The sequence below is a fragment of the Roseofilum sp. KMC-1 genome (assembly GCF_057802075.1).
In genome coordinates, this window is sequence record NZ_CM173605.1 from 1,869,732 (window position 1) to 1,894,911 (window position 25,180).

Consider the following 25,180-nt stretch of genomic DNA (forward strand, 5'->3'; position numbering starts at 1 on the left):
CCTACTTTTTATCTTTTTGATCGGACAAAAAATCCAGTTTATTCTCCCCCACGACTTCTTGGGGGCCAACAATTGATAGACAACCAGATTTGAGATAGGTTTGAGCAATCGCTTGGGCTTGTTCTATACTCACTTGGGCAACAGCTTCTTGAAATTCTCTATCAAATTCAATTCCTAAACCAATGGTTTCATACCATCCCAGAATTTGGGCAATTTGGGAATTGGTTTGTTTTCCTAATGCATATTGCCCCAACAGTTTATTTTTACTGGTACTCAATTCTTCCAGGGTTAGGGGAGTTTGACTGAGGCGCTCGACTTCTTCTTGTAAAGAGGCGATCGCAATTTCTGTATTTTTGGGAGCAGTCCCCATATAGACAACAAACTGGGACAAATCTTGACGAGTGGGATAAAAAGCAGAAACATCATAGGCTAATCCCCGTTTTTCTCGCAATTCTACAAACAAGCGACTGGATAAACCATTGCCTAAGTAAGTATTGTGCAATTTCAATACGGGATAGTCGGGACTCTTGACCTTAGCTCCTGGATAGCCGACCATGACAATTGATTGTTGGGTTTCCTGGGGTTGAATGACAGCAGGAAGACCAAGCATCCGATCTAGGTTGAACTGGGGAAAAGGGGCTTTAGGGATGGGTTTTTCTGGTGCTTCCCAATCGCCTAAAATCTCCTGTACTAAGGAAAGGGCTTCTGATAAAGTAATGCGTCCACAGATGCTAATCACTAAATTATCGGGACGAAAATAGGCTTGATGGAAGGCTTGCAAATCATTCTGGGTAATGCTTTCTACACTTTCTTGGGTTCCGAGGTTAGATTTGCCATAGGGATGATCCCCATACATGGCTTCCCGTAAACCTTTGAAGGCTAAAGAAAAGGGCTGTTCTTGAGATTGGCGAATGCTTTGTAAAACCAGACGTTTTTCTAATTGGATTTGCTCTAGGGGAAAAGTGGGCGATCGCATCAATTCTGCCACCAATTTAAACAAGGGCGCAAAATCCCCAGAAACCGTTTTTAGACTCATGAGAAAATAATCTGCGGCTGCATCTGCACCACAACTCGCTCCTAGAGACTCAATTTGTTCGGCAATGTCTGACCAAGAGAGATTTGGGGTTCCTTTGGTGAGCAAAGACGCGACTAAATTAGCCATACCCGCTTTTTCCGGGGGATCGCAACTACTCCCAGAGCGCAAAAACCAACGACTGGAAATGATATCAGCGATCGGATTTTCCACGACTAACAACACCATACCATTGGTCAGTTGTAAGCGATGGGTCTGATTGGATTGTAGCGAGGAGAGAAGACTAACCGTCATGAGAGTTATGGGTAATGGGTAATTACAGGAGGTTTTGAGGTGATAGGCTGGGGTGCGATCGCCATGATAACGGGTTTGACCGAACTTGAGATCAAAAGCCAGCAAGATGATCGCACTACTAAAGATGACACACTTCAAGCTTTACGACCATTTACCCGTTTCTGACTCCTCCGGTTAGCAGAGCGTTTAAATAACTTAGAAGCAACCGTTGCTGTTTCAACCTATCTGTTGTCGCAAAAGGTAGTAGGGGCGAAAAATTTTTCGCCCCTACAGCAAAACCTCCCGCCATACCTGAGTCAGATCGAGGATAAAACCGGGTAAAACGGGTTCTCCAGATAGGGTAGTCGGAGCAAGTTGCAATTCTGGGGAGATTCCTGGACGATAAATCGTCACTTGATTTTGTTTACGGTCAATTAACCAACCCAAACGGCAACCATTATCCATATATTCCAGCATTTTAGCTTGGGTTTTCGGTAAACTATCGCTGGGTGAGAGAATTTCTAGGGCGAAGTCAGGACATAGGGGTAAAAACTTTTCCCGCACCTCCATACTTAAAGTACTCCAACGCTCTTGGCTCACCCAAGCCAGATCTGGGGAGCGATCGCTACCATTAGGTAAATGAAACCCAGTAGAAGAGTCGAAAGCTTCACCAAGTTGGGTGTCTTGATTCCATAGCCAAAGTTGAACAGCTAAATTGAGATTCACCCGACCCGTTTCACCACCTGTAGGAGACATCAGGTTAAGGTCTCCATTAGCACTGCGTTCGAGTTTGAGATCGGGGTTATTTTGGCAGAGTTGATAAAACTGTTCATCATTCAGGTGAATAATGGGATCGAGGGTGAAAGTAAACATAGAATCAGGAGTCAATTGAGTAGGTCAAGTCAAGTATGGTAACCCATCGGTAATCATGGCGATCATTTCTTTGTGAAGTAGTAGTGACCATAACTTTTCCATCACAAGCAAAAACTATAGAATAAATACCTCTGGGGAAAATACTCAGATCTTTGGGAGTATCTAAAATTTGAATACGAAAAGGAAAGCAAGTTTAGTCCTTACACTTCTGACTCCTCCGGTTTTGTCTCTGGTTCAAGGGGCCCATCCGGCGGCTCTTCGGCATCATTAGGGGTACTGTGGCCATTCTTAGCTAAGGGTTTCTTCAATAAATTTGCCAAACTGCCGAAAGCACCTAAACCCCTAGAACCGCCCCTAGATTGAGGGGGTTTTTGGGGTTTTTCACCCTTGAGTAAACGAGCTTCTAGAGTCTTGATCGCAATATACAAGTTGGGAGTAATCACCAAAGAGAGGATTGTTCCTACGAGCATCCCACCAAAGATAGCGGTTCCCAAAGACCAACGACTGCTCGACCCTGCACCGGAGGCCGTCACCAGAGGCCAGAAACCAACTAGGGTTGAAATGGCGGTCATTTGAATGGGACGGAAGCGCTGCTCGGCAGCTTGGGTGGCTGCTTTAGTGAAGTCTAGACCTTTTTCATGGAGTTGGTTGGCAAACTCGACGATCAGAATGGAGTTTTTGGAGGCTAACCCGATGAGCATGACGAGGGCAACTTGGCAGTACACATCATTGGTGACAACGGGCCAAATGCCTCCCGCTTGTACGATATTGGCCCGGAACCAAATGGCTGAAAGTGCCCCTAGTACGGAGAGGGGAACGGACAACATGATAATGGTGGGATCAATGTAGCTTTCATACTGAGCGGCTAAGACGAGGAACACCATCACAAAGCCGAGACCGAAGATGATGGGGGCGCTGCCTCCAGAGGCTTTTTCTTCTAGGGCGGTTCCTTGCCAGGAGTAGCCAAAACCAGGGTCTAGGACTTCGCTGGCTGCTTGTTCCATGGCGGCGATCGCCTGTCCTGAACTATAGCCTGGCGCTGGCCCCCCTTGAATTTTAATCGACCGGAAGACATTAAAGTGTTGAATAATCTCCGGGCCCGTGAACTCGGTCAGCTTAATTAAACTGCCCAAGGGAACCATTGTCCCCTCCCTAGAGCGTACATAGAGTTGATTAATATCTTCAGGGTCGGAGCGATACTGGGCATCGGCTTGCACATAAACCCGATATTGCCGTTGTCCGAGGACAAAATCATTAACATAGCTAGAGCCGAGATAGGTGGAGAGGGTAGCAAAGACTTCATTAACATCTACATTCAAGGCTTTAGCGCGATCGCGCAATACCTCAACTTTTTTCTGCCCTTTATTAGCCGTAAACTGAGTATATGCCCCCGTAATCGCCGGATACTCATCCGAGTTGACCGCCGCAATTAAGCGGTTGGTATTATTGAGCAAGTCTTGAACGGTGGCATTACCGGTGCGGTCTTGCAGTTGAAACTCAAAGCCACCGGTATTTCCCATCCCTTGGACTGGAGGGGCATTCACCGCCAAAGCAAACACTTCGGGAATAGTACCCAAAGAGCGGTTAACCTTTTGCAAAATGCCATAAATGGACTGTTCGGCTGTGGGCCGCTCATCCCAAGATTTTAAGTTGACAAAGAAGATCCCCTTACTGGGGTCTTGGCCATCAAAGCTATAACCGGCTGCGCCAAAGGTATGGGCGACTTCGGGGATAGTGCGGATTTTTTCCTCGACTTTTTTGGCGACTTCGGCTGTATAGTTCAGGGAGACTCCATCCGAGCCTTGATAAATGACTAGAAAATAGCCTTGGTCTTCTTCTGGCACAAACCCACTGGGAACGGTGTTATACATCCAGACGGTTGCCACTAAACCCATAATAAATAGGCCGATGACTAGGGTATTAATGCGGGTGAGAAATTTGATCAAATGACCATAGCGATCTTGCACCCAGCCAAACCCTTGGTTAAATGCCTTGAAGAGTAAAGTCAGGGGCCCGTGTTGTTCTTCTTTGCGCCGCAACAGCAAGGCCGCCATAGTGGGGGAGAAGGTGAGGGCGTTAAAGGTGGAGCAGGCGACAGCAAAGGCGATGGTGAGGGCAAATTGTTTGTAGATAATGCCGGTGGTTCCGGGGAAGAAGGAGACGGGAATAAACACGGCCATGAGTACGGCTGAGGTGGCGATTGTTGCTCCGGTGAGTTCTTCCATGGCATCGAGGGCGGCTTGTCTGGGTTGCATTCCCTCTTGAATTTTGCTCGATATCGCTTCTACAATCACGATCGCATCATCAACGACTAAACCGGAAGCGAGGGTAAAGGCGAATAGGGTGAGGGTATTAATTTCAAAGCCTGCAAGCATCAAGCCCGCAGCCGCCCCAATCAGAGCGACGGGAATGGCGATCGCCGGAACCAGGGTTGATCTCCAGTCCTGGAGAAACACAAACAAAATCAGGATAACTAAGCCAATCGCCTGAAACAGGGTAATCACCACTTCTTCCAGGGACTTATTAATAAATGTCGTTGTATCGTAGGCGATCGCCATATTCATCCCTGGGGGAAAGTCTTTTGACAATCTCGCCATCTCCGCTTTGACTGCCTGAGCGGTTTCCAATGCATTCGACCCTGGCAACTGATAGATCGAAATTCCCACCCCTGGATCGGTATCAAACAGTACGCTTACCGTGTAATCCTGGGCCCCTAATTCCACACTGCCCACATCTTTGAGCTTAACCAAGGTTCCCCCAGAGCCAACCTTAACCACCAGCTCCTCAAACTCAGGGACATCTGTAAATCTGCCCCTCGCTTGTAAGGGAATTTCAAAGAGCTGGCCCTCTGGAGATGGAGATTGGCCAATTTTCCCGGCTCCCACTTGCAGGTTTTGTTCCCTGAGCGCATTGATCACATCTGAGGCGGCTAGTCCCCGTGCAGCCATTTTATTCGGATCGAGCCAAATTCGCATGGCATATTTGCGATCGCCCAAAATTGTTGCTTGCCCTACCCCTGGCAGCCGTTTAAGCTGGTCAAGAATATTGAGATCAATATAATTACTCATAAAGATCTCATCATAGAGATAATTTCCCGACTCATCGCGATCGGACGAAAACCCCAGCATCAAAAGAATATTCGGCGAAGCCTTTTCTGTTCTCACCCCTGTTTGCTTCACTTCAGCCGGGAGTTGAGGTTGAGCCACCGACACCCGGTTTTGCACATTCACCTGGGCAATATCCCGGTCTACTTCTTGGGGAAAGGCTACCCGAATGGAGGTCAACCCCCCATTACTGGTATTGGAGTACATATATTTCATGTTCTCCACCCCATTAATTTCTCGCTCTATAATTGTAGTTGTAGTGGTTTCCGCCGTTTGCACATCTGCGCCAATATAGCTGGCTGTCACCTGTACTTCCGTATTCGCCAACTGGGGTAATTGGGAAATGGGCAGTAAAGGCAAACAAATGCCCCCAACGAGAACGATGAGAATCGAGCAAACTGTGGTTAAGACCGGACGCTTAATGAAGGTATCGGCAATACTTAGGAGCATAGGTCAGGGGTGAAGACAATCAAGGGACAGATCGGCAGCATCAAGAAGATACAACTGGCTTTAGGTTAAGGTCTTTTGGTCGTCCTGAGCAGGATAAAGTGTCTCCAGTTTATCTCAATACTGGATTTCCACAAGCAGGCAAGTTACATTGCTTAAGATTGCTCCGCAGAACTGGGCAGGGTGCTGGCATCAATGACAGGCGCTCCATCAACCAGTTTAACCACTCCTTCCGTGACGATGGTTTCTCCTCCCTGCAAACCTTCTTGCACAACAAAGTTTTGCCCGGTGATATTGCCTAGGGTGACTGGGGTTTGGGTGGCGACTTGTTGCCCTTCTGATTCATTGACCACAAACACAAAAGCCTGACCCCCAATACGCTTGATGGCAGTGGTGGGAATGGTTAAACTGGGTCGATCTTCCCAGACGACTTTGGCTTTGACTAATTGATCGGTGCGGAGTTCGTTTTGGGTGTTGCCATAGATGCCTTTGATCGTAATAGTTTGGGTATTGGGATCGGTTTGGGGGGAGATGAAGGAGACGGGAATGGTGGCAATGGGTTCATTGACTTGGGTTTTGAGTTCGATTGGTGTGCCAATTCGCACTTGGGATAGACGGTCAATGGGAATTTGAATGAGGACTTCTAAGGGTTCGGATTGACTGACGGTGGCGAGAAGGGTTTGGCTATCGACAAAATCGCCGACTTTGATGGGGACATTGCCCACGGTTCCAGAAAAGGGGGCCGTAATTTCATAAAATCCTAACCGGGCTTCGGCTTCGGCGGCTTGTTGTCTGGTGCGTTGCAGGTCTTGTTCTGCCCTGGCAATTTCAGCCCTGGCTCCGGCGATGACTTGATCTTGGGCGGCAAGTTGGGCATCTACGGAGGCAATGAGGCGATCGTAGGCTCTGCGGGTACTGACGACTTGGGATTGGGCTGCTTCGATTACTTTTTTTTGGTTTTCAACATCGGCTTGGGCTTGCAGATAGGTGCGTTTGGCTTGATCGGCGGTTTCTTGGGAAACGGCTCCATCGGCGGCTAGGGATTGATAGCGATTGTTTTCCAGGGTTTGGTAATCGAGTTGGGCTTGCCTGCGGGAGAGTTCGGCTTCTTGGGAGAGTAGGGTTGATTTGGCGTTTTCCCAGTTGGCGCGGGCGGAGTTGAGGTCTTTTTCGGCGGCAATGCGGGCGCGTTCGGCGATCGCCGATTGGAGTTTGCTTTTCGCCTGTTCTAGGGTGGCTGTAGCTGCGCCCACTTGCGCCAGTTGGGAATTCACGGCTGCTTGTTGTTCAATGGGATCGATGACAAACATGCGTTGTCCTGCGGTGACGCGATCGCCTAAATCCACATAGCGCTCTAAAATATTTCCACTCACCCTAGGGCGCACATTGGCAATTTCCCTAGATATTAAAGTCACATTATATTCTGTACCATCACTCACCTGTCCCGATGCTACCTGCCCAAAGGCCACCGGAACGGCAGGACGCGCCGTTGCCTGTACTTGCTCTTTGCTACAAGAGGCCAATACGATTCCACTAGCAATTAGGGGAAGAATCTTAAAAGTATTATAGATAGGATGATCATTCATGGCAGAGTTATACTATAGAGTTCTTGGTAACGCCATTTATTCTATCCTCTGTCTCGCCAACCCCCCAATGGCTTAAGCATAATTTGGTAATCAGCAAGAGAAGCACTCTGTTCTCTTTTCCTGTTTAGAATGCCTTCAATTATAGGCGTTCTAAGGTGGCGAGTAGGGTCTGAATGTCCGCGTTGGGGTGAAGGAAGGAGAAGAGGTGCTTGTAGCGCAAAATTCCCCGCTTATCGAGGACAAATTGGGCGGGTAGGGGTGCGCCCAAGGCTTGACCGACGGCATAGGCGCGGAAGCTGCGACAGTCTGGATCGGAGAGTAGGGGCATTTTTAGGGCTAAATCTTGAGCCACAATTTCGCTCTGCTTAGGATCGGTACTGGTAATTAATAGCACTTCTGCACCGCGCTCTGTGAAGGCTTCATACTCTGCATTGAGTTCTTTGATGTGGGGAAAGCAGAGGGGACAATATTGTTTTTCGGTGAAAATGCGGGTAAAGGCTAGGATTACTGGTTTTTGCTCGCGATATTCAGATAGGCGCACTGTTCCCCCCTGGGTGATATTGGGCAGTTCAAAGTCAGGGGTTTTCACTCCCACATTCCAATGGCTGGTTGCGGGGATGGGGAAGAAGTTGTTGGCAAAGCGTTGATTGAGTAAACCGCGAAAGTCTGTTGAAGTAACCATTTTGGGTAATGGGTGATGGTTCTTAGGGTAGGACGTTTAGTAGTGTAACGTCAGTTTTGGTTAAGCAGGCGATTGGGGCGGCGATCGTTAGTCATGGATTGGGAGCAGGATACACCTTTACTATTCAATACTTAACACCGTTGCTAAAGCTTGATTCAGTTCCGCGATCGCATCCTCTGAGATATATCCGATCTTTTTAATCAGTCTTTTTTGAGATACAGAACGAACTTGAAAAGCATCAGCAGCAGATAGTTTACTTAACCCATTGTCTATGGTTGGCTCAATTCTCACCATCCAAGGAACCTGTGAAAAAACATCATTCCATCCTGTAATTGGAACAATGACCTTTAAGCGAAGAATACCAATTTTATCGCTATTAACAATTATACAAGGTCGCGTTTTACCAATCTCGTCTCCAATAATTGGATCGGCTTGATACAACCAGACTTCACCTCTAAACATACAGCAATTTTCGCTGCTATGCGGTACATCTAGATCCCCCTGAATCCCCCTTAAAAAGGGGGACTTTCCTATTCCCCCCTTTTTAAGGGGGGCAAGGGGGGATCTTTTTTTGCTGTACCTCATTACCCCGCAAAACGCTGTAATCTTGATATTCGTAAAAATCGCTAGGGTCAAGATCGGTGAACTCGCATAGCTGACTGCCCTCAGCGTAGTAAGGACGCATGATTTTAGCGGCTTCCTCTAAGCTGATTTTTTCCCGATTAACCATATCTTCGCGCACCAAACTTAGAGTAAATTCAACGATCTGCAAGCGCTCTGTATTCCCCATCTGTTGAATTGCTGCTAGAATTTGAGAATCGATCGCCATCTTAGTTATTGTTGATTAAAGCTGATTATGTGATTATACAGTATTTCCTCTACGAGAGTTTGGTGAGGAAACTGAGGAGTTTTTTGGTTTTAGGCGTGAGGAGGGTTCGTTTGTAAGCATCGGCGGCTTTTTTGATGGCTTCTGCTTGGGTGGGATAGGGATGAATGGTGCTAGAGAGTTGATTTAAACCAATTTTAGCCGCGATCGCCGTCGTCACTTCACTAATCATATCCCCCGCATGACGAGCGACAATGGTTGCACCGAGAATCTTATCTGAACCTTTGCGATAGTGGATTTTCACAAAGCCTTCCGTCTCCCCATCGGCGATCGCCCGATGGGCACTACTCATTAATACCTTAATCGTCTCAATCTCAATTCCCCTCTGTTGCGCTTCGATTTCATAGAGTCCCACATGGGCAATTTCTGGATCGGTATAGGTTGCCCAAGGCATAATTAAATCGCTTAATTTCGATTTCCCTAAGCCAAAAGGAGAAAACAGCGTATTCTTAATGACGATCCGCGCTGCCGCATCTGCTGCATGGGTAAATTTCCAATTCATGCAAATATCCCCAGCTGCATAAATTTTTGAGTTTGTCGTTTGTAAATAGTCATTTACTTTAACACCTTTGCGGTCATATTCCACCCCAACTCCTTCTAAATTCAACCCTTCCACATTGGGGGCACGACCTGCACCGGCTAAAATTTCATCCACCACTAAACGATGGGATTCACGGTTTCCCTGGCTACAAAAATGAATAACTTTACCCTCTGGAGTCCCTTCTACCCGTTGAATATCACTCTCTAAAACCAGTTGAATTCCTTCTTGTTTAAACTGCTCTTGAATAATTTCCGCCGCGTCTGGATCTTCCCGGTCTAACAAATGTGCTTTATTGTGAAATAAAACCACTTGAGCGCCCAAACGATGGAAGGATTGGGCCAATTCACAGCCAATGGGGCCACCCCCAATCACGGCTAATCGTTTGGGGCATTCGGTAAGGTTAAACACGGTTTCATTGGTCAAGAAACCGACTTCTTCTAATCCTTGAATTTGGGGACGGACTGCCCTTGCACCGGTGGCAATCACTGCTTTTTTAAAGGGTAGGGTTTTACCCTCTACTTCCAGAGTTGAATCACTGGTAAATCGTCCCGATCCTAAAAATACATCTACCCCTAAACTCTGGAATCTTTGCACTGAATCATCGTAACTTATTCCGGCGCGAATTTTCCGCATTCGTTCCATGACTTCGGCGAAGTTAATGTTAATTTCTTCGGAAGGATGAATGCCAAAATTGGACGCATTGCGGATATCTTGCACGACGCGAGAGGAGCGAATCAGACATTTGGAGGGCACACAGCCGACATTTAAACAATCTCCCCCCATTAAATTCTTTTCGACTAAAGCTACTTTTAAGCCGATATCTAATCCTGCTGCCCCCGCAGCAACGACTAACCCGGCAGTTCCTGCACCAATGACGACTAAATCATAGCAGTCAGCCGGGGTAGGATTGACCCAATTTTGGGGATGAACACGATCGATTAACTGTTGGTTATATTCATCGATTGGATATAAGTTTAGGGATGACATGGTTTTGAGTGGGGGAATGGGGGAATGGGGGGATGGGGAATGGGGAGAGAATAGAGTTTAATTGATATCAGACATAATTTTTAATTTTTAATTTTTAATTTTTAATTTTTAATTGTTTTCAATTGCTCCATCTAGGGCTTTACGGGCAATTTTGGTGACATAAAGGGTAACGGCGATGGTGGCAATCAATCCCATAATTCGCAATGTCCAAGTAATAGTTGGGTTAGAGGGTTGATCCCCTGTGCCAATAGTGGCGAGATTGCCCGCGAGGGAACCAATATAAACATACATGATTGTGCCGGGAATCATGCCAACGGAACCGATAAAGTAATCTTTGAGGGTGACTTGGGTTAATCCGTAGGCGTAGTTGAGGAGGTTAAAGGGGAAAACGGGAGAGAGTCGAGTGAGGAGGACAATTTTTAAGCCTTCTTCACCAACGGCTCGATCAATCGCACTAAATTTAGTGTTCCCGGCGATTTTTTGGGCGATCCAATCCCGTGCTAAGTAGCGTCCGATCAGAAAGGCTGCGGTTGCGCCTAGGGTTGCGCCGATGAAGACATAGAGGGAACCGAAAACGACTCCAAAGACGACTCCTGCGCCGAGGGTGATGATGGAGCCAGGGAGGAAGGCGATGGTGGCGATGATGTAGAGGAGGATGAAGGCAATCGCCCCTATGGAGCCGAGATTATCAATGTTCTCTAGGGCAGCGCGGAGGAGTTCTTGAGGGTTGAATCCGGTGCTGTTGTTGAGATCTTGGGCAAAGACGGGGGTAGTTGTCAGCCAGAAGGCGATCGCCCCTATTCCTAAAAGCGATAAGAGTTTATGAAGGTGAGAATGGCGATCGAGCATCAATTCAGAAGTTGAGTAGCACTTATTCTTATCTTCTCATATAACTCTGAGGAACTCCTGAGAATGCCATCAAACCCAGTTATGACGGTTTTTCAAGCTTGAAGGGCATCACCCCACCCTCTCTAGACTAGCGAATCGGGCAAGAGAGCTGATTTTCCATCCAGGCGATCGCCAAATTTTCATCAATCGGTTTAGAAAAGAAATAGCCTTGAAAATACTGACAGCCTAACTCTTTAAGCTTTTCAAAATCTTCAGCCGTTTCCACCCCTTCAGCAATCACATCTAAGCCTACATCTGAAGCAATGAGCAAGATCGCTTTAATTAAATTCCACTGTTGCTCCTTGAGGAAAAAGCGGTCTATTTTTAACCCATTTACGGCTAAATTCTTGAGACGACTTAGAGAGGAATAGCCCGTACCAAAATCGTCAATATCAAACTGGAAGCCCAACTTTCTCAATTCTTGAATTGTTTGGGTGGCTACTTCCAGGTTTTCCATTAACATCGTTTCCGTAATTTCTAAACGAATTTCATGGGGGTTAATCTGTAACTCTTCGATCAAGGATTTTAATTGATCTACAAATTGCGGATGGAGCAACTGGAGAGGGGATAAATTGAGATTCATCAGTAATGAATAATCTGAGGGTAGATTATTCTTCCACTTCTTAAGCTGGTAACAGGATTGACGAATTACCCACTGGCCAATATCGTGAATCAAGCCACTTTCTTCGGCCACGGGAATAAATACGGTCGGTGAAATTAATCCTTTACTCCCATGATGCCAACGAATCAGGGCTTCAAAGGCCATGATTTTTCTCGGAGATAAAGAAACAATGGGCTGATAAACTAAATGTAACTGCTGTTTGTCAATCGCTTGCTTAAGATCGAGTTCCAATTGTATTTTTTCTAGGTCTTCTTTCTTAAATAAAGTTAGAGGGAGGGTGGGTTGATGTTCAATAGTTTGGGCCAAGCGTTCTAAGCGACCAATATTTTTAATCGCCATAGCCAACATATACTTACCTTCTGCTGATTCGGAGTTTACATGGCCGCTTTGCATCAACCGAACCACGCCTCGAATCGAGGTTAGGGGGGTACGCAGTTCATGGCTTAATAGCATAATTGCTTCGTCCAGGGAGAGTTCGGGGTTAAAATCCAGGGGATCGGATTTGAAGTTTTCCTTATCCATGATCGCGATCGCCCCAAGGAATGAGTTGTTTAGTCATCGATTGCCTTTACTTTAAATAGGGAATGTGAAATTCTTGTGAATGCTCCGTGAGAGCTTCAATTTTTAGGGGGATTTAATTTGTAGTTAATATTACTATATCCGGACTGGAGTAAATTGCTGTATATCACTTTTCTCTGTGAAAACTGATTATCCGATACTCATCAAGTAAGATGGAGTGGCGATCGGTTCTGAAGTCGAGGACTGATAACGATCCTCTTGTCTATCAGAGGATTTTATGAATTCCTGTTGCATTCTAGAGTCTCCTCAATTTGACTTGGTAATTCCAAGGGATCAAAGGGCTTTATTAATACTGCTGTCACTCCTAGTGCAGCAGATTGACGATGGGTGGTTTGAACCTGAGCCGTTAACCAAATTACGGGAATATGCCGAGTTTTGGGATTAGCTTTTAAGAGCTTTAGGGTCTCTTTACCATCAATATCAGGCATCATTACATCCAAGAGAATAGCATCGGGTTGGTATTTCTCTGCCAGCTCTACTCCTTCATATCCAGATGCTGTACCCGTAACCTGCCACCCTCTCAACTTCTCTAGGCTAATCCGAGCAATTTCTCGGATATCCATTTCATCATCGATGATCAATATATGTTTGCTTGCCATGTGATAAAGAGTTCCCCGATTGGAGCTAAAATATATAAGTTTAATTAAATGTAATCACTAATTCTCACCCTACAATGTAAGTGAGAATTAAGGCAATAGCCAACCCCTCTCAGCTTATTCGATCTTAAAAGGGGTCAAAGCATGGCCCTTGTGATTGCCTTCACAGGGTACAATGGAACAAGTTCGCGTTTTGGAAAGCCTGTCCTCAGCTTTCCCGTGGGCCCTTGAATTCTCTATCCCTATCTCCCTCCTTGAAGATGGGGGGAATCGTCCACCTTACTTCCTGAAAAGAACCTTGTCCAATAGTCAAGATAAGAGTAATATTAGTCACCTAATTTGCCCTCCTGAATCCGATATCCAATATCGGAGTACTGGTTTAATTTGGGGACGCTATATCCCTCAACCCGATGAAAATGGATTCCAGCTCAGAGGATTAATTGTTACTGAGGATAATCAGTTCTTCCCCGCTTCGGTTCGTTGGGGCTATTTTTTTAAGTGGCTGGAAAAAGATGATAACTTGGAACAGTTCCATTGGTTTCGGTGCTGGACTAAACCGGATCGTGAAGCGGGATATCATTTTATTCTTCGTAATGCCCTGAATCCCATTCCAGATAATCTTAGTGGTGATGTTTTTTCGGTACGGGGACAAATTATTTTTAATTACAGTGGTAGAATTGCTGTCCGTATTAACCCCAATCGTAAAGATCCTAGCTCTAAGTTAGAGAAGCCATTTAAGTTAACCTTTCAGGGGATATTACCAGGTGAGCCAAAAACAACTTTAGGGGAGTTTTGGGATTTTATTTTGGGTCGTGATGGTAAGATGTTAGTCTTACTCGAAGCGAGAAAGATTAAGGATCGACTAAAGGAGAGGAAACCGAAAGGCAAGGGTAAACCGGGTGGTAAGTTTAATGCACTTAAGTATAAGGGTGATGCTCCAGAGGCTACTGAACAAGAATCCTCAGAGTCCTAATTTAGGGGGTTATCGATCGGGTGAGGATACCCCCAAATTCTGTTAATTTCAGCTTAATTTAAGCTATGAAGTAGGTTTTCGATCGCTTGATGCTCTAGATCTCGACCGATGAAGACGAGCCGGGTTTGACGCGGTTCGTTGAGTTTCCAAGGGCGATCGTAGAAGGTGTCAAAGCGGTTGCCGACTCCTTGGAGAACTAAGCGCATGGGTTTGTTGGGGACTTGGACAAAGCCTTTAATGCGGTAAACTTCATGGTTTTGAACCCATTCTTGTAGGGTTTGGGTGAGTTGTTGGGGGTCGAAGGGGCGATCGCACACAATCTGCACTGAATTAATATGATCGTCATGGTCATGCTCTTCTTCATGATCATGGTGACTCGGACGAGCCTCTAAATTATCTTCAACTGCGGCATTAAAGCCTAATAAAATTGAACTATCAATTTGCCCTTGATGACAATAAATTTGTTTTACAGCAGGCGAAATTTCCTGTTTTAACCAGTTTCGCACTTGCTGCAAACCGGCATCATCTACTAAGTCTGTTTTCGTCAACAAAATTAAATCGGCACAAGCCAATTGATCCTCAAATAATTCTTCAATTGGAGTTTCATGATCTAGATTCGGATCGGCTTTTCTCTGCTCCTCCAGTGCCTCTAAATCTCCCACTAAAGTGCCTGTAGCTAAAGCGTGAGTATCCACTACTGTCACTACCCCATCCACCGTTGCCCCATTGCGAATTTCTGGCCAGCGAAACGCCTGAATTAGAGGTTTGGGTAGTGCCAGTCCAGAGGTTTCAATCACAATAGCATCGAGTCGATCTCTGCGCTCTAATAGCTTTTGCATGGTGGGATAAAATTCTTCTTGCACCGTGCAACATAAACAGCCATTCGTCAGTTCCACAATGTTATCATTGGGGTCTTCTTCTTCATCGCAAACTTGACAGGAGCGTAACAAGTCCCCATCAATGCCAACTTCGCCAAATTCATTGACTAAAACCGCGATTTTGCGCCCTTCATTATTTTGGAGTAAGTTACGAATTAGGGTCGTTTTGCCTGCGCCCAGGAATCCGGTGATAATGGTTACGGGAATTTTATGCATGATTCTGTACCTCGCAGAATGGTGATTAAACAGACTCACTTTGGCGGGCATCCTGACTTGGAGATGATTTATGTTTTCTGCATCTCCTTACAGTTGCGGGACAGCGTTGGATTTGCACCAAACTTTCCCCGTTACCTCTGATGGCTGCACCCCACCAGAACCGAAGTATCTTTGATTATAGCAGAATGTAGGGCAACCCATACTCAGTTCATATCCCTATTTTTCATCTGATTCTAATCCAAACAAGATAACTGTTCCATTTAATCAAATTCCGGGGCCCAGATTTCCACCACGGGTAATTCCCATCCAGGGAGCAATTCAGGAGCGGTGAAAATATCTCCATCATGTAACGTTACGGGGTCTTGATTGAGTCGATAAACCTCCATTGTCCGAGTTCTCGGATCGACTAATACTCCCACCTGAGTTCCTAATGCGATAAATTCTTGGATTTTCTCGCGCAATTTGTCGATATTATCGGTTCTTGACTTCACTTCAAACATTACATCCGGCACTAATTCGGCATAACCTTCAGTGGTGCGAGGTAAACGTTGAGCGAGGATAAAAGAAGCATCCGGTGCGCGAACATCTCCGTCAGCATTCGGTAAACGAAATCCACCACTAGAAGCAATAACTCGCCCTAATTTTCTCGGTCTCACCCAATGGGATAATTCAGCCACAATTGCAGCAGCAACTTCATCTGATTCTAATCCGGAAGGACTCATAAAGATAATTTCTCCTTGAACTAATTCCATCCGATAGTTGGGATGCTGGGTTTGGATATATTCTAGGTCTTTTATGGTTAGTTTAGGCATGGCGATCTTTTTACTCTTCTGCTACTAACTGCTGTTTTTTATTGTCCCACAATTTATCAGTAACTTCAATAGGTGTGCCACTATTTAAGCCTTCGAGTAAGAGTTGTTCCAAACGCTGTTGTTCAACTTTCTGTTGTGCTTCGCTAATTAAGTTCAAAATATAGTCATGAGCAGCAGAAGTGTTGAATGTTAAGAATAGATGGAGAAAAAAGCTCTCAAATCTGGTAAGATAGAGAGCAGAAAAAAATAATAACTAATAACTATGTTAGTGAAAGTTCCCCCGTCTGTCAAAAAAAATTTAGCGGCTCTGCCCAGAGATGATTATCCCGTTAGGAGTAGACGATGGAGAAATCGGTGAAATATATCGTCATCGTTGGCAAATAGAACTGCTTTGTAAATTCTTGAAAATGCATTTAAAGTTAGACCAATTAATTACAAAAAATATCAATGAAATAGAGATTAAAATTACTGTATTTTTAATCGCATACTTGATATTGAAATTGATAAAAATACCAAAATAATTTGGAGAAAAATCCTTTTAAAGATTTGTCATTGTAACCGGAGGGAAGCAATCGCCAGGATTCGGAGATGATCGAGATTGCTTCATTGCGCTCGCGCTCCATTCGCAATGACATACTGTAACTGATTATTCGGATTTGATATCAGAACTAAAAATGCTTTTCCAATCCTCCAACGTGCGCGGAATTTGCCGAACTTCAGGACGGAAAGAGGGGGGTAAACTGTGCCAGACTCCCCAGAGAGTGGGGACACCTAAACCGATTTCTGTTAGTAAGTTTTGTTCAGAAAAAACAGTTTCGGCATCTCCTTCTAGGATCAGTTTTCCTTGGTTGAGAATGATAAACCAATCTGCCCATTGATAGGCAAAATCGAGGTTATGGGTGGCGATCGCAATCGTCGTTCCCTTTTGTTCGATTTTGTGCAATTCTTGCAGTAGGGTTTGCCCTTGTTGCGGGTCTAAGTAGGCGGTGGGTTCGTCGAGTAACAGCAGTTGCGGATTTAACACCATCACGCCAGCGAGAGCAACCCGGCGCTTTTGCCCTAAACTCAGGTGGTGGAGGGGAGTGTGGGCGATTTCGGTGAGTTGGAAATCGGCGATCGCCTGTTCCACTCGGTAGCGAATTTCTGGTTTCGAGAGCTTTAAGTTACACAGTCCATAAGAAATGTCTTCTGCTACCGTTCCTGCAACGAGCTGATGTTCTGGATTTTGGAACGCTAAACCTACATTCTGTCGCCACTGTTTCAAAGTTTGGCGCTCGTAATTTAGGGGGTTTCCCTGCCACAAAAGGGTTCCTTGATCTACTTTATATAATCCCGTCATCAATAAAAACAAGGTGGATTTTCCAGAGCCATTGTGTCCTAAAATCACCGTTTTTTGATGGGGTAAAATCTTGAGATTGAGCTGCTCAAAAACTGCATGGGACTGTCCTGAGTAGTGATACCTCACATCCCTAAGTTCGAGTAGACTCGGATTATCCATGTGCGATTCCTGACAGTTCTAGAGACAGCAACAGGACAAATCCGAGGAAGGCTTCCCATTCATAACGAGGCGATCGCTCATAAGTTTTCATTGACAAAACCACAAATTTATGATCAAACCCCCTTGCAGTCGCCCCCAAAGAAAAGTGATGATAATCCGTTAAACTACGATGCAACAATTGGCGAATTAATAAACTTACACTCCGCAAACTTTGGGAAAAATCACCATATCCTCCCCGCGCCATTTGCCCCAAATGCAAATCAGTAACCGTTTTTTGCAGCACCCAAATGAGCCGATACATTAACAGAATTAACTCCAACAACAGTTCCGGAAAACGCCACTGACGCAACACTTGAACCATCTCTACTATCGGAACCGTCAACATCAAAAAAAAGAAGCAAGACAAACAAGCAACTGCCCGTACAATCAGCCGGAGAAATACATCCAAAACACTGTAGGAAATCGACCAATAGAGCGGCCCCGTTGACCAACTAATCAGAGTTCCAGGTAGGCTCAAATCTCCGCTATCTATTGCCCTAACATCAATCAGAAATGCCAAGGAACTCATCAACACAAACGTATAGCTCCCCAAAAGCAACTTCAGATAGAACTTCATTGGGATTTTAGCATACCCAATTGTCCAAACCGCCATCCATAAACCGAGGGCAATTTGCGTAATCGGTTGACTCACTAGAGCCAACCCCAACATCAGCACAGAAAATCCCAATTTTTGACTCGGAGGCAGTTTATTTAAACCATTATGATAAGCCCAAGTATCATTCGGTAGCGTCATTTTTACCAGAAGGATTCGCCTGAGAACGTCCTCGATACCATCCGATGCCATATCCGATAATTCCAGCGCCGAAAGCTGCTTGCAGGGCAAATAATAAGCCCTCAGTTTCGCCCCCTGGCGGTTCTAAAATTGGTTCAAACCAGGGTTCATATTGGGGATTAACTTCTGTAATTACTTCCTCTGCTTGGCCATCGGCTCCACCAAATTCACTGTCTTTAACTGTCATTAAAGGAAAGACCGTTAACCCAATAACGGCTAACAATAAGAGACCATTGGGCCATTGATGCTGTTGTCTTTTCATACCGTTTTTGATTCCATTAACTTCAAGAGTTTTAATTCCGGTTGAGAGTAGGACATTAAACCATTCCACACCATCACCGTGAGCAGTCCCTCAATGATGGCCAGGGGAATTTGAGTCACGGCAAAAATACCGGCAAACTTGAGAAAAGCGACCCAAATACCTCCATTTTCCACAGGAAATGCTAAGGCTAATTGTAAAGAAGTGACCCCATAAGTTGTTAAGTCTCCTAAAGCCGCCGCCAGAAACACAGCTAGTGTTTGCCGTTGACTAATTGACATCACCAAGCGATAAATACCAAAAGCGACAAACGGCCCAACCACAGCCATAGAAACCGCATTTGCCCCTAATGTAGTGATGCCACCATGGGCTAAAAGTACCGCTTGAAATAAGAGAACCAGAGACCCCAAAACGGTCATCGTTGAGGGGCCAAATAATACCGATCCTAAACCGGTTCCGGTGGGATGGGAAGAACTACCCGTAACCGAGGGAATTTTGAGCGCCGAAAGCACAAAGACAAAGGCTCCGGATAAGGCAAGTAAGAGTTTAAGTTCGGGATAGTTTTTCACGGTTTGGTTAATGCGATAGAGTCCCAAACCAAAGAAGGGTAGAAACACAACCCACCAAAAAATGACCCAAGGTAAGGGCAGAAATCCTTCCATAATATGCATCGCTTGGGCTGGTGCAGGAAGGAGTGCTAAAACTAGGGTAAAACTGAAGGCGAGAAAACTGGCCATCAGCCGAAAGAAAAGCTTGGGGTGGTTCATAGATTTAGACAAACAACAATGATTTTTGAAGGGAAAGTTTCCCTACTACCTCCCTTTTTAAGGGGGATTGGGGGGATTAATACCTGGAGAGAAAAGGGATAGAAGAGAGAAGAAACGGAAACGAATAAACTTGTGACATGATTCTGTACCTCGCAGAATTGTGATTAGAGGGATTTACTTTGGCGGGCATCCTGACTTAGAGATGATTTAGATATCTTCAATCTCCTTACAGTTGCGGGACAGTGTTGGATTTGCACCAAACTTTCCCCGTTACCTCTGATGGCTGCTCCCCATCAGAACCGAAGCAGGGATGATCATACCATAATATAGGGGCGAAAAATTTTTCATTCCTACCGATCTAATCTAATGGGTAGGGTGGGCAGGGTATGATTAGTGATGGTAAAATCCTATCACTTATTCTCCTGCCCACCCTACGATGATTTACTAGGGTAAACTGGTTTTACCCTCATGTGGATCTTGGACAGAAGTGGGCAATCTAGCAAATTTTCTCTACAATAGCTTATTAAAGACTCAAAACCAGTTATACGAGTCATAGACCCTGAGTGTATACAATGAATCAGCTAACAGGATATATTATATCATTTCTGCTCAGTCCCCGTTGATAGAGGCTTTTCACCAATTGTAATTTGCGTTAAATTTACTTTGACGCTGGGATTGAATTTCAATGTGAACCAAAACCCAGGTTTCCGTACCGTCAGTGCGCCAAACTTTGACGAGTTTGGGCGGGTTTAGGAAAGTTATTTGTGGGTGTCCTAAATTTGGGTTAAACCCGCCCCTACTACTCTTGTCGCCCGGTTTCAGTTTCCCGTTTGATTTGTTGCAGTTCGGTATCGAGAAATTCAAAACCCCGTTGCCAGTTGATATCAGCAGCGATGTTGGGGAAGAAGAATTCTAGGAAGTCGCGAAAGTATAAGGAGATGGCTTTTTTCCAGGGGGAGTCGTAATCAGTCATTTGAATTCAAGAGAGCGCTTTGCGCGGTAATGGGTATAGGACTTACACAACGAATGCAGATATAGCGGATTGGTGCGTTACGCTTCGCTAACGCACCCTACTCCTGCTGTCTGAGATAGGATAGAGCGCCATTCTCGACTTCCGTCCTCAGAAACGACCTGAAATTGTTCAGGCATCAAAATTATGTTGGTATATTCCAACCCTCCAACTAAATCTACATTGGGTAGGGCAATGTCTACAGCATAACCTTCAGGGTTTTCGTAGCATTCAACAACAACACCTTCAGTATTTTCGGGAACAACTGCACTATTAAAATCAGAGTGAATAGGGGTTAGCGTTGTGATTTTATCGTAGAGTTTAGCTTTCATTATTGATCATTTCTTCTGGATAGACTTCTAGCCAATTTGTAATTAACCGAGGATTGGATTCTTCGAGATCGAGTTGCCAGCTAGTAACCAAATCCCCTTCCTTGCCATTTGGCCCCTGAATCCTAATTCTTCTTTGGAACCTAGACCCCCAGGGAGTGTTTTGTCCAGGGATTGAGGGTGCGGTAGCAAAACGCTGACGCAACTGGGCAATGACATCTTGTGCAGCAGCGCTACGACCTTCAATACTTTGTACATCATAACCTAATGCTGCAAATGCTATCCACTTACCTTGGTTCTGTGAATGATTGGGATTCATAGAATATTCTACAAATTTACGTGGGTCTATTTCAGGTTCTGGTGACATGGACAAGTGCAGTCTCTGGTTTCCAAGAGTATTATCGGGGAGCGATCGCACCAGAACAACAGCAAAAATTCCCCTATCTTCCCCATCCCCTTTTTCGGTATCCTAGAAGATGGTTACCTTTTATCGATATACCATGCCTGTTACCGAGTCTCCCTCTGCGATCGCCTCCTCCCGAAACTTCCCCCTCACTGCCGTCATCGGCCAAGAAGCCATCAAACTAGCGCTCCTGCTGGCTTGCGTCGATCCAGCTTTAGGAGGAGTGGCGATCGCCGGCCGTCGCGGTACAGCCAAATCCGTCATGGCTAGAGCCATCCATGACCTACTTCCCCCCATCGAAATCATCAAAGACTCCTTCTGGAACCAACCCCCCCAGGATCGCGAACATCCAGAAGCCGCCACCCTAGAGAGCGCAATCATCCCCGCCCCCTTTGTGCAAATTCCCCTCGGTATCACCGAAGACCGACTCTTAGGATCGGTGGATGTAGAAGAATCCGTCAAACAAGGAGCCACCATCTTCCAACCCGGACTCCTAGCCAAAGCCAATCGCGGCGTTCTCTACGTCGATGAAATTAACCTCCTCGATGACCAAATCAGCAACCAACTCCTCACCGTTCTCAGTGAAGGACGCAACCGCATCGAACGGGAAGGAATTAGCATTGAACATCCCTGTCAAGCCATCCTCATCGCCACCTACAACCCCGAAGAAGGGTCACTTCGGGAACATCTCCTAGACCGAATTGCCATTAGTCTCTCGGCCGATGGGGTTCTCGGTCTCGATCAACGAGTAGACGCAGTGAATCAAGCCCTGTCCTATACCCAATCCCCCCAAGCCTTCCTAGAAAGCTACAACGAAGAAACCGACAACATAAAAACCCAAATTTTACTAGCGCGGGAATGGCTCAAAGAGGTCACCATCAGTCCAGAGCAAGTCTCGTACCTGGTTGAAGAAGCCATCCGGGGAGCAGTGCAAGGCCATCGCGCCGAACTCTTCGCCGTCAAAGTAGCCAAAGCGGCCGCCGCCTTAGAAGGACGCACGGAAGTCAGTGCAGAAGATTTACGCACCGCCGTCCAATTGGTGATTGTGCCCAGAGCGACAGTGATTCAAGCCCCCCCACCGGACGAAGCACCACCGCCTCCCCCTCCCCCAGAACCTCCCCAAGATCAAGACCAAGACCAGAACGATGATGATGAGGATAAAGAGGAAGATCAGGAAGACGATCCCCCAGAAGAAAATGAACCGGATGAACCCAGTGTTCCAGAAGAGTTTATCTTCGATCCAGAAGGGGTAGTTCTCGATCCCAGCGTGCTTTATTTTGCCCAAATGTCCAAACGGCAAGGAAAATCGGGCAGTCGTACCCTGATATTTACGGACGATCGCGGCCGCTATGTTAAACCCATGTTACCCAAAGGTAAAGTGCGCCGCATTGCCGTCGATGCTACCCTCCGCGCAGCCGCCCCCTATCAGCAAGCTCGACGCGCCCGCAATCCTGACCGCCGCGTGATTGTAGAATCGGGGGATGTGCGCTCGAAACGGTTAGCCCGCAAGTCAGGGGCATTGGTAATTTTTGTGGTGGATGCGTCGGGTTCCATGGCGCTCAACCGGATGCAGTCGGCCAAAGGTGCGGTGATGCAACTGCTCACGGAAGCCTATCAAAATCGCGACCAGGTAGCCCTAATTCCCTTCCGAGGGGAGCAAGCGGAGGTCTTGTTACCCCCCACCCGTTCCATCGCCTCAGCCCGCCGTAGACTGGAAGTGATGCCCTGTGGGGGCGGTTCTCCCCTCGCCCATGGCTTAACCACGGCGGTGCGCGTGGGGATGAATGCCCAACAATCGGGGGATATTGGTCAGGTCGTCCTAGTAGCGATTACGGATGGTCGCGGTAATATTCCCCTGGCTCGTTCCTTGGGTGAATCCTTAGAAGGGGAGGAAAAACCGGATATTAAGAAGGAGCTATTAGAAATTGCTGCCCGCATTCGCGCCTTGGGGATTAAGCTGTTGGTGATTGACACCGAGCGCAAATTTATTTCTACGGGATTTGGCAAAGAGTTGGCGAAAACGGCTGGGGGTAGTTATTATCACTTACCGAAAGCGACCGATCAGGCGATCGCCGGGGTTGCCAAAAGTGCGATCGCCGACATCAAATCAATTAAAAATTAAAAATGATTGGTCATTGCCTAAGCTTAGACGCATCTACATTAAGAATAGGCTCTATCTGCTTGTGTAAGCGCTACCATTTGGTTTGAATCAACCCAATGGTAGAAGCTTACAATGTGGAGAATGCCCATTTCCTCTACGACTGAGATAAAATGGTGTCATCCTCAAATTGCAAAGCAGCTATCAGGAGGCAGTATATGCAGACAATTCTTTTAAGTCATGAAGAAGTTGGACAACTTGCAGAACAGCTATATGAAAGTGGCATTCGACAGAAGGTGGAATCAGAGGAGAATATTGGCAAGATGGTAATCATCGATATTGAAACGGGTGATTACGAAATTGATAAAAATGGCTTGCACGCAGCCAATCGCTTGAGCGAGAGACATCCGGATGCTCGACTCTATGGGATTCGCATCGGTTATAACGTAGCAGCTTCGTTTGGTGGCGTGATGGAGCGCATTAGCCAGTGATCTCCGGACTTGTCATCGAAGGACATGCGATCGTCACCGTGATGTTTCGCATTCCGGATCGAGCAGATATACCGATTGAGTTTGTTGTAGATACAGGCTTTACCGATCAACTCTGTTTACCGCCGGAAGCAATAGCCCTACTCAGATTGCGTCTCAAATATACAATGCCCGTGTATTTGGCTGATAATAGTCGAGTCAGATTGCCAGTCCACGACGCAGTTATTCTGTGGAACGGAGAGGAGCGAGAGGTGAGTGTTCTAGCTACAGGACGAAGACCACTACTTGGAACGGCTTTGCTGGAGGAGCATGAGCTTGTCATCCAGTTCACCGAGGGCGGGATAGTAACGATTGATGAGTTGTAGTTGTCTTCTCGGCATGTAATAACGCAGGCTAACAAATCGATGAAGCGGACGATTGAGAGATCTTGTCACTGGTGTATTTTGTCTTATATTTCCTACTAGGGTTTGTTGGACAAGAGGAAAACTTTGTAGTAGCGGTAATCTATCAATGTATCAGCAGTATTTTGCTGTCATTACTCACTATTGTTTTATTTCTGTTCTATTGGGATGCCAAGAACGAACAACTAGGCGACTAATGGGACTCAAATAGCCATATGCTTAATCGATGGTGGACGTATCAGAAAGAACGGTTTCCCATTTTAGCCAACGGGCTACTGATTGGGGTGTTCAGTTTTTCCGCAGTCAGTTATTCAGCACTGCTGCGGGGAGGGGTTCCCCATTGGAGTTCTAGTAGTATTGCATTTGCGATCGCCTTTTTGTTCTTCTTGCAATTGCGAATTGCCGATGAATTCAAGGACTATGAGGAAGATTGCCAATTTCGCCCCTATCGCCCCGTTCCCAGGGGTTTGGTCAGTTTGCACGAATTGGGCATTTTGGGCGCGTTCGCGGCGATTATTCAAGGGCTTTTGGCACTCTATTTGGGGGGGTTCACCCTGGGATTATCCCTGATGGCAGTTTGGCTCTATTTAGGCTTAATGAGTCAAGAATTTTTTATCCGCCATTGGCTCAAAGCTCATCCCGTAATTTATCTCATCAGCCATATGATAATTATGCCCCTCATTTATGGCTTGGCAACCGCTTGTGATTGGCAAGTAACCACCGGGGTGATGCCAAGCGGTTTAGGCTGGTTTTTAGCCGTCAGTTTTTTCAACGGTATAATCATTGAAATTGGGCGCAAAATCCGATCGCCCCAAGATGAGGAAGTCGGTGTAGAAACCTACAGTTACTTATGGGGACGTAAACGAGCTGTGTTCGTCTGGTTAGCCCTTTGTACCATTATGGCCGTTTTGAGTGCGATCGCCGCCAACTTAATTGGATTTGGCTTACCCCTAGCTCTGGCAACTTGGGCAATGCTGGGCATTTCCGGAACACTCTCCGCTCAATTTTTACGCTCTCCAGTCCCCAGTTCCGGTAAACGCTTTGAACTTCTCTCCGCCATTTGGACACTGTTCGTTTATCTCGGTTTAGGCATTATTCCCTTGTTGATTTCCCCTTAACG

General features: G+C 46.1%; 25 protein-coding genes, 2 pseudogenes and 2 riboswitches. Of the genes and pseudogenes, 6 read left to right on the forward strand and 21 right to left on the reverse strand.

The window, feature by feature from the left end; translation table 11 throughout:
* Nucleotide 1 precedes the first annotated feature (1 nt).
* From AC3FZD_RS08580 to AC3FZD_RS08630, 11 genes are all read right to left on the reverse strand, one after another.
* Nucleotides 2-1,327 (reverse strand): M16 family metallopeptidase, encoded by a 1,326-nt coding sequence (locus AC3FZD_RS08580; protein WP_488740301.1) that lies wholly within the window; start codon nt 1,325-1,327, stop codon nt 2-4.
* A gap of 267 nt (nt 1,328-1,594) precedes the next feature.
* A complete protein-coding gene (locus AC3FZD_RS08585) occupies nt 1,595-2,179 on the reverse strand; it encodes a Uma2 family endonuclease (RefSeq protein WP_488739732.1) in 585 nt (194 codons plus the stop codon).
* A 200-nt stretch (nt 2,180-2,379) separates the two neighbouring features.
* Nucleotides 2,380-5,733: an efflux RND transporter permease subunit gene (locus AC3FZD_RS08590; protein ID WP_488739733.1), complete on the reverse strand. Its 3,354-nt coding sequence runs from the start codon at nt 5,731-5,733 to the stop codon at nt 2,380-2,382.
* 152 nt (nt 5,734-5,885) lie between these two features.
* The gene (locus AC3FZD_RS08595) at nt 5,886-7,316 is read right to left on the reverse strand and encodes an efflux RND transporter periplasmic adaptor subunit (protein WP_488739734.1); all 1,431 of its coding nucleotides are present in this window, start codon (nt 7,314-7,316) and stop codon (nt 5,886-5,888) included.
* A 139-nt stretch (nt 7,317-7,455) separates the two neighbouring features.
* Nucleotides 7,456-7,998, reverse strand: a complete 543-nt coding sequence (locus tag AC3FZD_RS08600; protein ID WP_488739735.1) for a peroxiredoxin family protein — start codon at nt 7,996-7,998, stop codon at nt 7,456-7,458.
* A gap of 120 nt (nt 7,999-8,118) precedes the next feature.
* A complete protein-coding gene (locus AC3FZD_RS08605; RefSeq protein ID WP_488739736.1) occupies nt 8,119-8,460 on the reverse strand; it encodes a type II toxin-antitoxin system PemK/MazF family toxin in 342 nt (113 codons plus the stop codon).
* 82 nt (nt 8,461-8,542) lie between these two features.
* The gene (locus AC3FZD_RS08610) at nt 8,543-8,827 is read right to left on the reverse strand and encodes a hypothetical protein (protein ID WP_488739737.1); all 285 of its coding nucleotides are present in this window, start codon (nt 8,825-8,827) and stop codon (nt 8,543-8,545) included.
* A 49-nt stretch (nt 8,828-8,876) separates the two neighbouring features.
* Nucleotides 8,877-10,412, reverse strand: coding sequence for a mercuric reductase (locus AC3FZD_RS08615; RefSeq protein WP_488739738.1), 1,536 nt, complete (start codon nt 10,410-10,412; stop codon nt 8,877-8,879).
* Nucleotides 10,413-10,520: 108 nt separating this feature from the next.
* The gene (locus AC3FZD_RS08620; RefSeq protein WP_488739739.1) at nt 10,521-11,261 is read right to left on the reverse strand and encodes a TVP38/TMEM64 family protein; all 741 of its coding nucleotides are present in this window, start codon (nt 11,259-11,261) and stop codon (nt 10,521-10,523) included.
* A 127-nt stretch (nt 11,262-11,388) separates the two neighbouring features.
* Entirely contained in the window at nt 11,389-12,444 is a 1,056-nt protein-coding gene (locus AC3FZD_RS08625; protein WP_488739740.1) for a putative bifunctional diguanylate cyclase/phosphodiesterase, read from the reverse strand.
* A gap of 272 nt (nt 12,445-12,716) precedes the next feature.
* Nucleotides 12,717-13,100: a response regulator gene (locus AC3FZD_RS08630; RefSeq protein ID WP_488739741.1), complete on the reverse strand. Its 384-nt coding sequence runs from the start codon at nt 13,098-13,100 to the stop codon at nt 12,717-12,719.
* A 295-nt stretch (nt 13,101-13,395) separates the two neighbouring features.
* On the opposite strand from AC3FZD_RS08630, the gene AC3FZD_RS08635 reads away from it, so the two are divergent.
* Nucleotides 13,396-14,070: a hypothetical protein gene (locus AC3FZD_RS08635; RefSeq protein ID WP_488739742.1), complete on the forward strand. Its 675-nt coding sequence runs from the start codon at nt 13,396-13,398 to the stop codon at nt 14,068-14,070.
* 53 nt (nt 14,071-14,123) lie between these two features.
* Here the strand turns inward: AC3FZD_RS08635 and cobW are convergent, their stop codons facing one another.
* The 3 genes from cobW to AC3FZD_RS08650 all read right to left on the reverse strand — a co-directional run bounded on the left by cobW (nt 14,124) and on the right by AC3FZD_RS08650 (nt 16,133).
* On the reverse strand, nt 14,124-15,164 hold the full coding sequence (cobW, locus tag AC3FZD_RS08640; RefSeq protein WP_488739743.1) for a cobalamin biosynthesis protein CobW: 1,041 nt from the start codon (nt 15,162-15,164) through the stop codon (nt 14,124-14,126).
* 25 nt (nt 15,165-15,189) lie between these two features.
* Nucleotides 15,190-15,344: riboswitch (cobalamin riboswitch) on the reverse strand.
* An 80-nt stretch (nt 15,345-15,424) separates the two neighbouring features.
* On the reverse strand, nt 15,425-15,976 hold the full coding sequence (locus AC3FZD_RS08645; protein WP_488739744.1) for a Uma2 family endonuclease: 552 nt from the start codon (nt 15,974-15,976) through the stop codon (nt 15,425-15,427).
* A 10-nt stretch (nt 15,977-15,986) separates the two neighbouring features.
* On the reverse strand, nt 15,987-16,133 hold the full coding sequence (locus AC3FZD_RS08650; RefSeq protein ID WP_488739745.1) for a hypothetical protein: 147 nt from the start codon (nt 16,131-16,133) through the stop codon (nt 15,987-15,989).
* A gap of 178 nt (nt 16,134-16,311) precedes the next feature.
* On the opposite strand from AC3FZD_RS08650, the pseudogene AC3FZD_RS08655 reads away from it, so the two are divergent.
* A pseudogene (locus AC3FZD_RS08655) lies at nt 16,312-16,494 on the forward strand (transposase); the annotation flags it as partial.
* A 128-nt stretch (nt 16,495-16,622) separates the two neighbouring features.
* Here the strand turns inward: AC3FZD_RS08655 and AC3FZD_RS08660 are convergent.
* The 7 genes and pseudogenes from AC3FZD_RS08660 to AC3FZD_RS08690 all read right to left on the reverse strand — a co-directional run bounded on the left by AC3FZD_RS08660 (nt 16,623) and on the right by AC3FZD_RS08690 (nt 21,037).
* A complete protein-coding gene (locus tag AC3FZD_RS08660; RefSeq protein WP_488739746.1) occupies nt 16,623-17,474 on the reverse strand; it encodes an energy-coupling factor ABC transporter ATP-binding protein in 852 nt (283 codons plus the stop codon).
* The gene (locus AC3FZD_RS08665; RefSeq protein WP_488739747.1) at nt 17,467-18,267 is read right to left on the reverse strand and encodes an energy-coupling factor transporter transmembrane component T family protein; all 801 of its coding nucleotides are present in this window, start codon (nt 18,265-18,267) and stop codon (nt 17,467-17,469) included. The genes AC3FZD_RS08660 and AC3FZD_RS08665 overlap by 8 nt, the downstream gene beginning before the upstream one ends.
* Entirely contained in the window at nt 18,251-18,568 is a 318-nt protein-coding gene (locus AC3FZD_RS08670) for an energy-coupling factor ABC transporter substrate-binding protein (RefSeq protein ID WP_488739748.1), read from the reverse strand. The genes AC3FZD_RS08665 and AC3FZD_RS08670 overlap by 17 nt, the downstream gene beginning before the upstream one ends.
* Complete coding sequence (locus AC3FZD_RS08675) at nt 18,565-19,332, reverse strand: energy-coupling factor ABC transporter permease (RefSeq protein WP_488739749.1); 768 nt, start codon at nt 19,330-19,332, stop codon at nt 18,565-18,567. The genes AC3FZD_RS08670 and AC3FZD_RS08675 overlap by 4 nt, the downstream gene beginning before the upstream one ends.
* 164 nt (nt 19,333-19,496) lie before the next feature.
* A riboswitch (cobalamin riboswitch) is annotated at nt 19,497-19,651 on the reverse strand.
* Between the two features lie 335 nt (nt 19,652-19,986).
* Nucleotides 19,987-20,305: pseudogene (locus tag AC3FZD_RS08680) on the reverse strand (hypothetical protein); the annotation flags it as partial.
* Nucleotides 20,306-20,382: 77 nt separating this feature from the next.
* A complete protein-coding gene (locus AC3FZD_RS08685; protein ID WP_488739750.1) occupies nt 20,383-20,673 on the reverse strand; it encodes a hypothetical protein in 291 nt (96 codons plus the stop codon).
* Entirely contained in the window at nt 20,663-21,037 is a 375-nt protein-coding gene (locus tag AC3FZD_RS08690; protein WP_488739751.1) for a DUF6883 domain-containing protein, read from the reverse strand. Before AC3FZD_RS08690 ends, AC3FZD_RS08685 begins: the two co-directional genes overlap by 11 nt.
* 133 nt (nt 21,038-21,170) lie before the next feature.
* On the opposite strand from AC3FZD_RS08690, the gene bchD reads away from it, so the two are divergent.
* The 4 genes from bchD (at nt 21,171) to AC3FZD_RS08710 (ending at nt 25,178) form a co-directional block, all read left to right on the forward strand.
* Entirely contained in the window at nt 21,171-23,195 is a 2,025-nt protein-coding gene (gene bchD / locus AC3FZD_RS08695; protein WP_488740302.1) for a magnesium chelatase ATPase subunit D, read from the forward strand.
* Between the two features lie 194 nt (nt 23,196-23,389).
* A complete protein-coding gene (locus AC3FZD_RS08700; protein WP_488739752.1) occupies nt 23,390-23,662 on the forward strand; it encodes a hypothetical protein in 273 nt (90 codons plus the stop codon).
* Nucleotides 23,659-24,024, forward strand: a complete 366-nt coding sequence (locus AC3FZD_RS08705) for a clan AA aspartic protease (protein WP_488739753.1) — start codon at nt 23,659-23,661, stop codon at nt 24,022-24,024. Before AC3FZD_RS08700 ends, AC3FZD_RS08705 begins: the two co-directional genes overlap by 4 nt.
* A 251-nt stretch (nt 24,025-24,275) precedes the next feature.
* The gene (locus AC3FZD_RS08710) at nt 24,276-25,178 is read left to right on the forward strand and encodes a UbiA family prenyltransferase (RefSeq protein ID WP_488739754.1); all 903 of its coding nucleotides are present in this window, start codon (nt 24,276-24,278) and stop codon (nt 25,176-25,178) included.
* Nucleotides 25,179-25,180: the final 2 nt, after the last annotated feature.

What these genes read in the sequence shown, in the direction of transcription:
- AC3FZD_RS08580 (WP_488740301.1), bottom strand. Translation starts at nt 1,327, where the DNA reads ATGACGGTTAGTCTTCTCTCCTCGCTACAATCCAATCAGACCCATCGC.
- AC3FZD_RS08585 (WP_488739732.1), bottom strand. Translation starts at nt 2,179, where the DNA reads ATGTTTACTTTCACCCTCGATCCCATTATTCACCTGAATGATGAACAG.
- AC3FZD_RS08590 (WP_488739733.1), bottom strand. Translation starts at nt 5,733, where the DNA reads ATGCTCCTAAGTATTGCCGATACCTTCATTAAGCGTCCGGTCTTAACC.
- AC3FZD_RS08595 (WP_488739734.1), bottom strand. Translation starts at nt 7,316, where the DNA reads ATGAATGATCATCCTATCTATAATACTTTTAAGATTCTTCCCCTAATT.
- AC3FZD_RS08600 (WP_488739735.1), bottom strand. Translation starts at nt 7,998, where the DNA reads ATGGTTACTTCAACAGACTTTCGCGGTTTACTCAATCAACGCTTTGCC.
- AC3FZD_RS08605 (WP_488739736.1), bottom strand. Translation starts at nt 8,460, where the DNA reads ATGTTTAGAGGTGAAGTCTGGTTGTATCAAGCCGATCCAATTATTGGA.
- AC3FZD_RS08610 (WP_488739737.1), bottom strand. Translation starts at nt 8,827, where the DNA reads ATGGCGATCGATTCTCAAATTCTAGCAGCAATTCAACAGATGGGGAAT.
- AC3FZD_RS08615 (WP_488739738.1), bottom strand. Translation starts at nt 10,412, where the DNA reads ATGTCATCCCTAAACTTATATCCAATCGATGAATATAACCAACAGTTA.
- AC3FZD_RS08620 (WP_488739739.1), bottom strand. Translation starts at nt 11,261, where the DNA reads ATGCTCGATCGCCATTCTCACCTTCATAAACTCTTATCGCTTTTAGGA.
- AC3FZD_RS08625 (WP_488739740.1), bottom strand. Translation starts at nt 12,444, where the DNA reads ATGGATAAGGAAAACTTCAAATCCGATCCCCTGGATTTTAACCCCGAA.
- AC3FZD_RS08630 (WP_488739741.1), bottom strand. Translation starts at nt 13,100, where the DNA reads ATGGCAAGCAAACATATATTGATCATCGATGATGAAATGGATATCCGA.
- cobW (WP_488739743.1), bottom strand. Translation starts at nt 15,164, where the DNA reads ATGCATAAAATTCCCGTAACCATTATCACCGGATTCCTGGGCGCAGGC.
- AC3FZD_RS08645 (WP_488739744.1), bottom strand. Translation starts at nt 15,976, where the DNA reads ATGCCTAAACTAACCATAAAAGACCTAGAATATATCCAAACCCAGCAT.
- AC3FZD_RS08660 (WP_488739746.1), bottom strand. Translation starts at nt 17,474, where the DNA reads ATGGATAATCCGAGTCTACTCGAACTTAGGGATGTGAGGTATCACTAC.
- AC3FZD_RS08665 (WP_488739747.1), bottom strand. Translation starts at nt 18,267, where the DNA reads ATGACGCTACCGAATGATACTTGGGCTTATCATAATGGTTTAAATAAA.
- AC3FZD_RS08670 (WP_488739748.1), bottom strand. Translation starts at nt 18,568, where the DNA reads ATGAAAAGACAACAGCATCAATGGCCCAATGGTCTCTTATTGTTAGCC.
- AC3FZD_RS08675 (WP_488739749.1), bottom strand. Translation starts at nt 19,332, where the DNA reads ATGAACCACCCCAAGCTTTTCTTTCGGCTGATGGCCAGTTTTCTCGCC.
- AC3FZD_RS08685 (WP_488739750.1), bottom strand. Translation starts at nt 20,673, where the DNA reads ATGAAAGCTAAACTCTACGATAAAATCACAACGCTAACCCCTATTCAC.
- AC3FZD_RS08690 (WP_488739751.1), bottom strand. Translation starts at nt 21,037, where the DNA reads ATGTCACCAGAACCTGAAATAGACCCACGTAAATTTGTAGAATATTCT.
- bchD (WP_488740302.1), top strand. Translation starts at nt 21,171, where the DNA reads ATGCCTGTTACCGAGTCTCCCTCTGCGATCGCCTCCTCCCGAAACTTC.
- AC3FZD_RS08700 (WP_488739752.1), top strand. Translation starts at nt 23,390, where the DNA reads ATGCAGACAATTCTTTTAAGTCATGAAGAAGTTGGACAACTTGCAGAA.
- AC3FZD_RS08710 (WP_488739754.1), top strand. Translation starts at nt 24,276, where the DNA reads ATGCTTAATCGATGGTGGACGTATCAGAAAGAACGGTTTCCCATTTTA.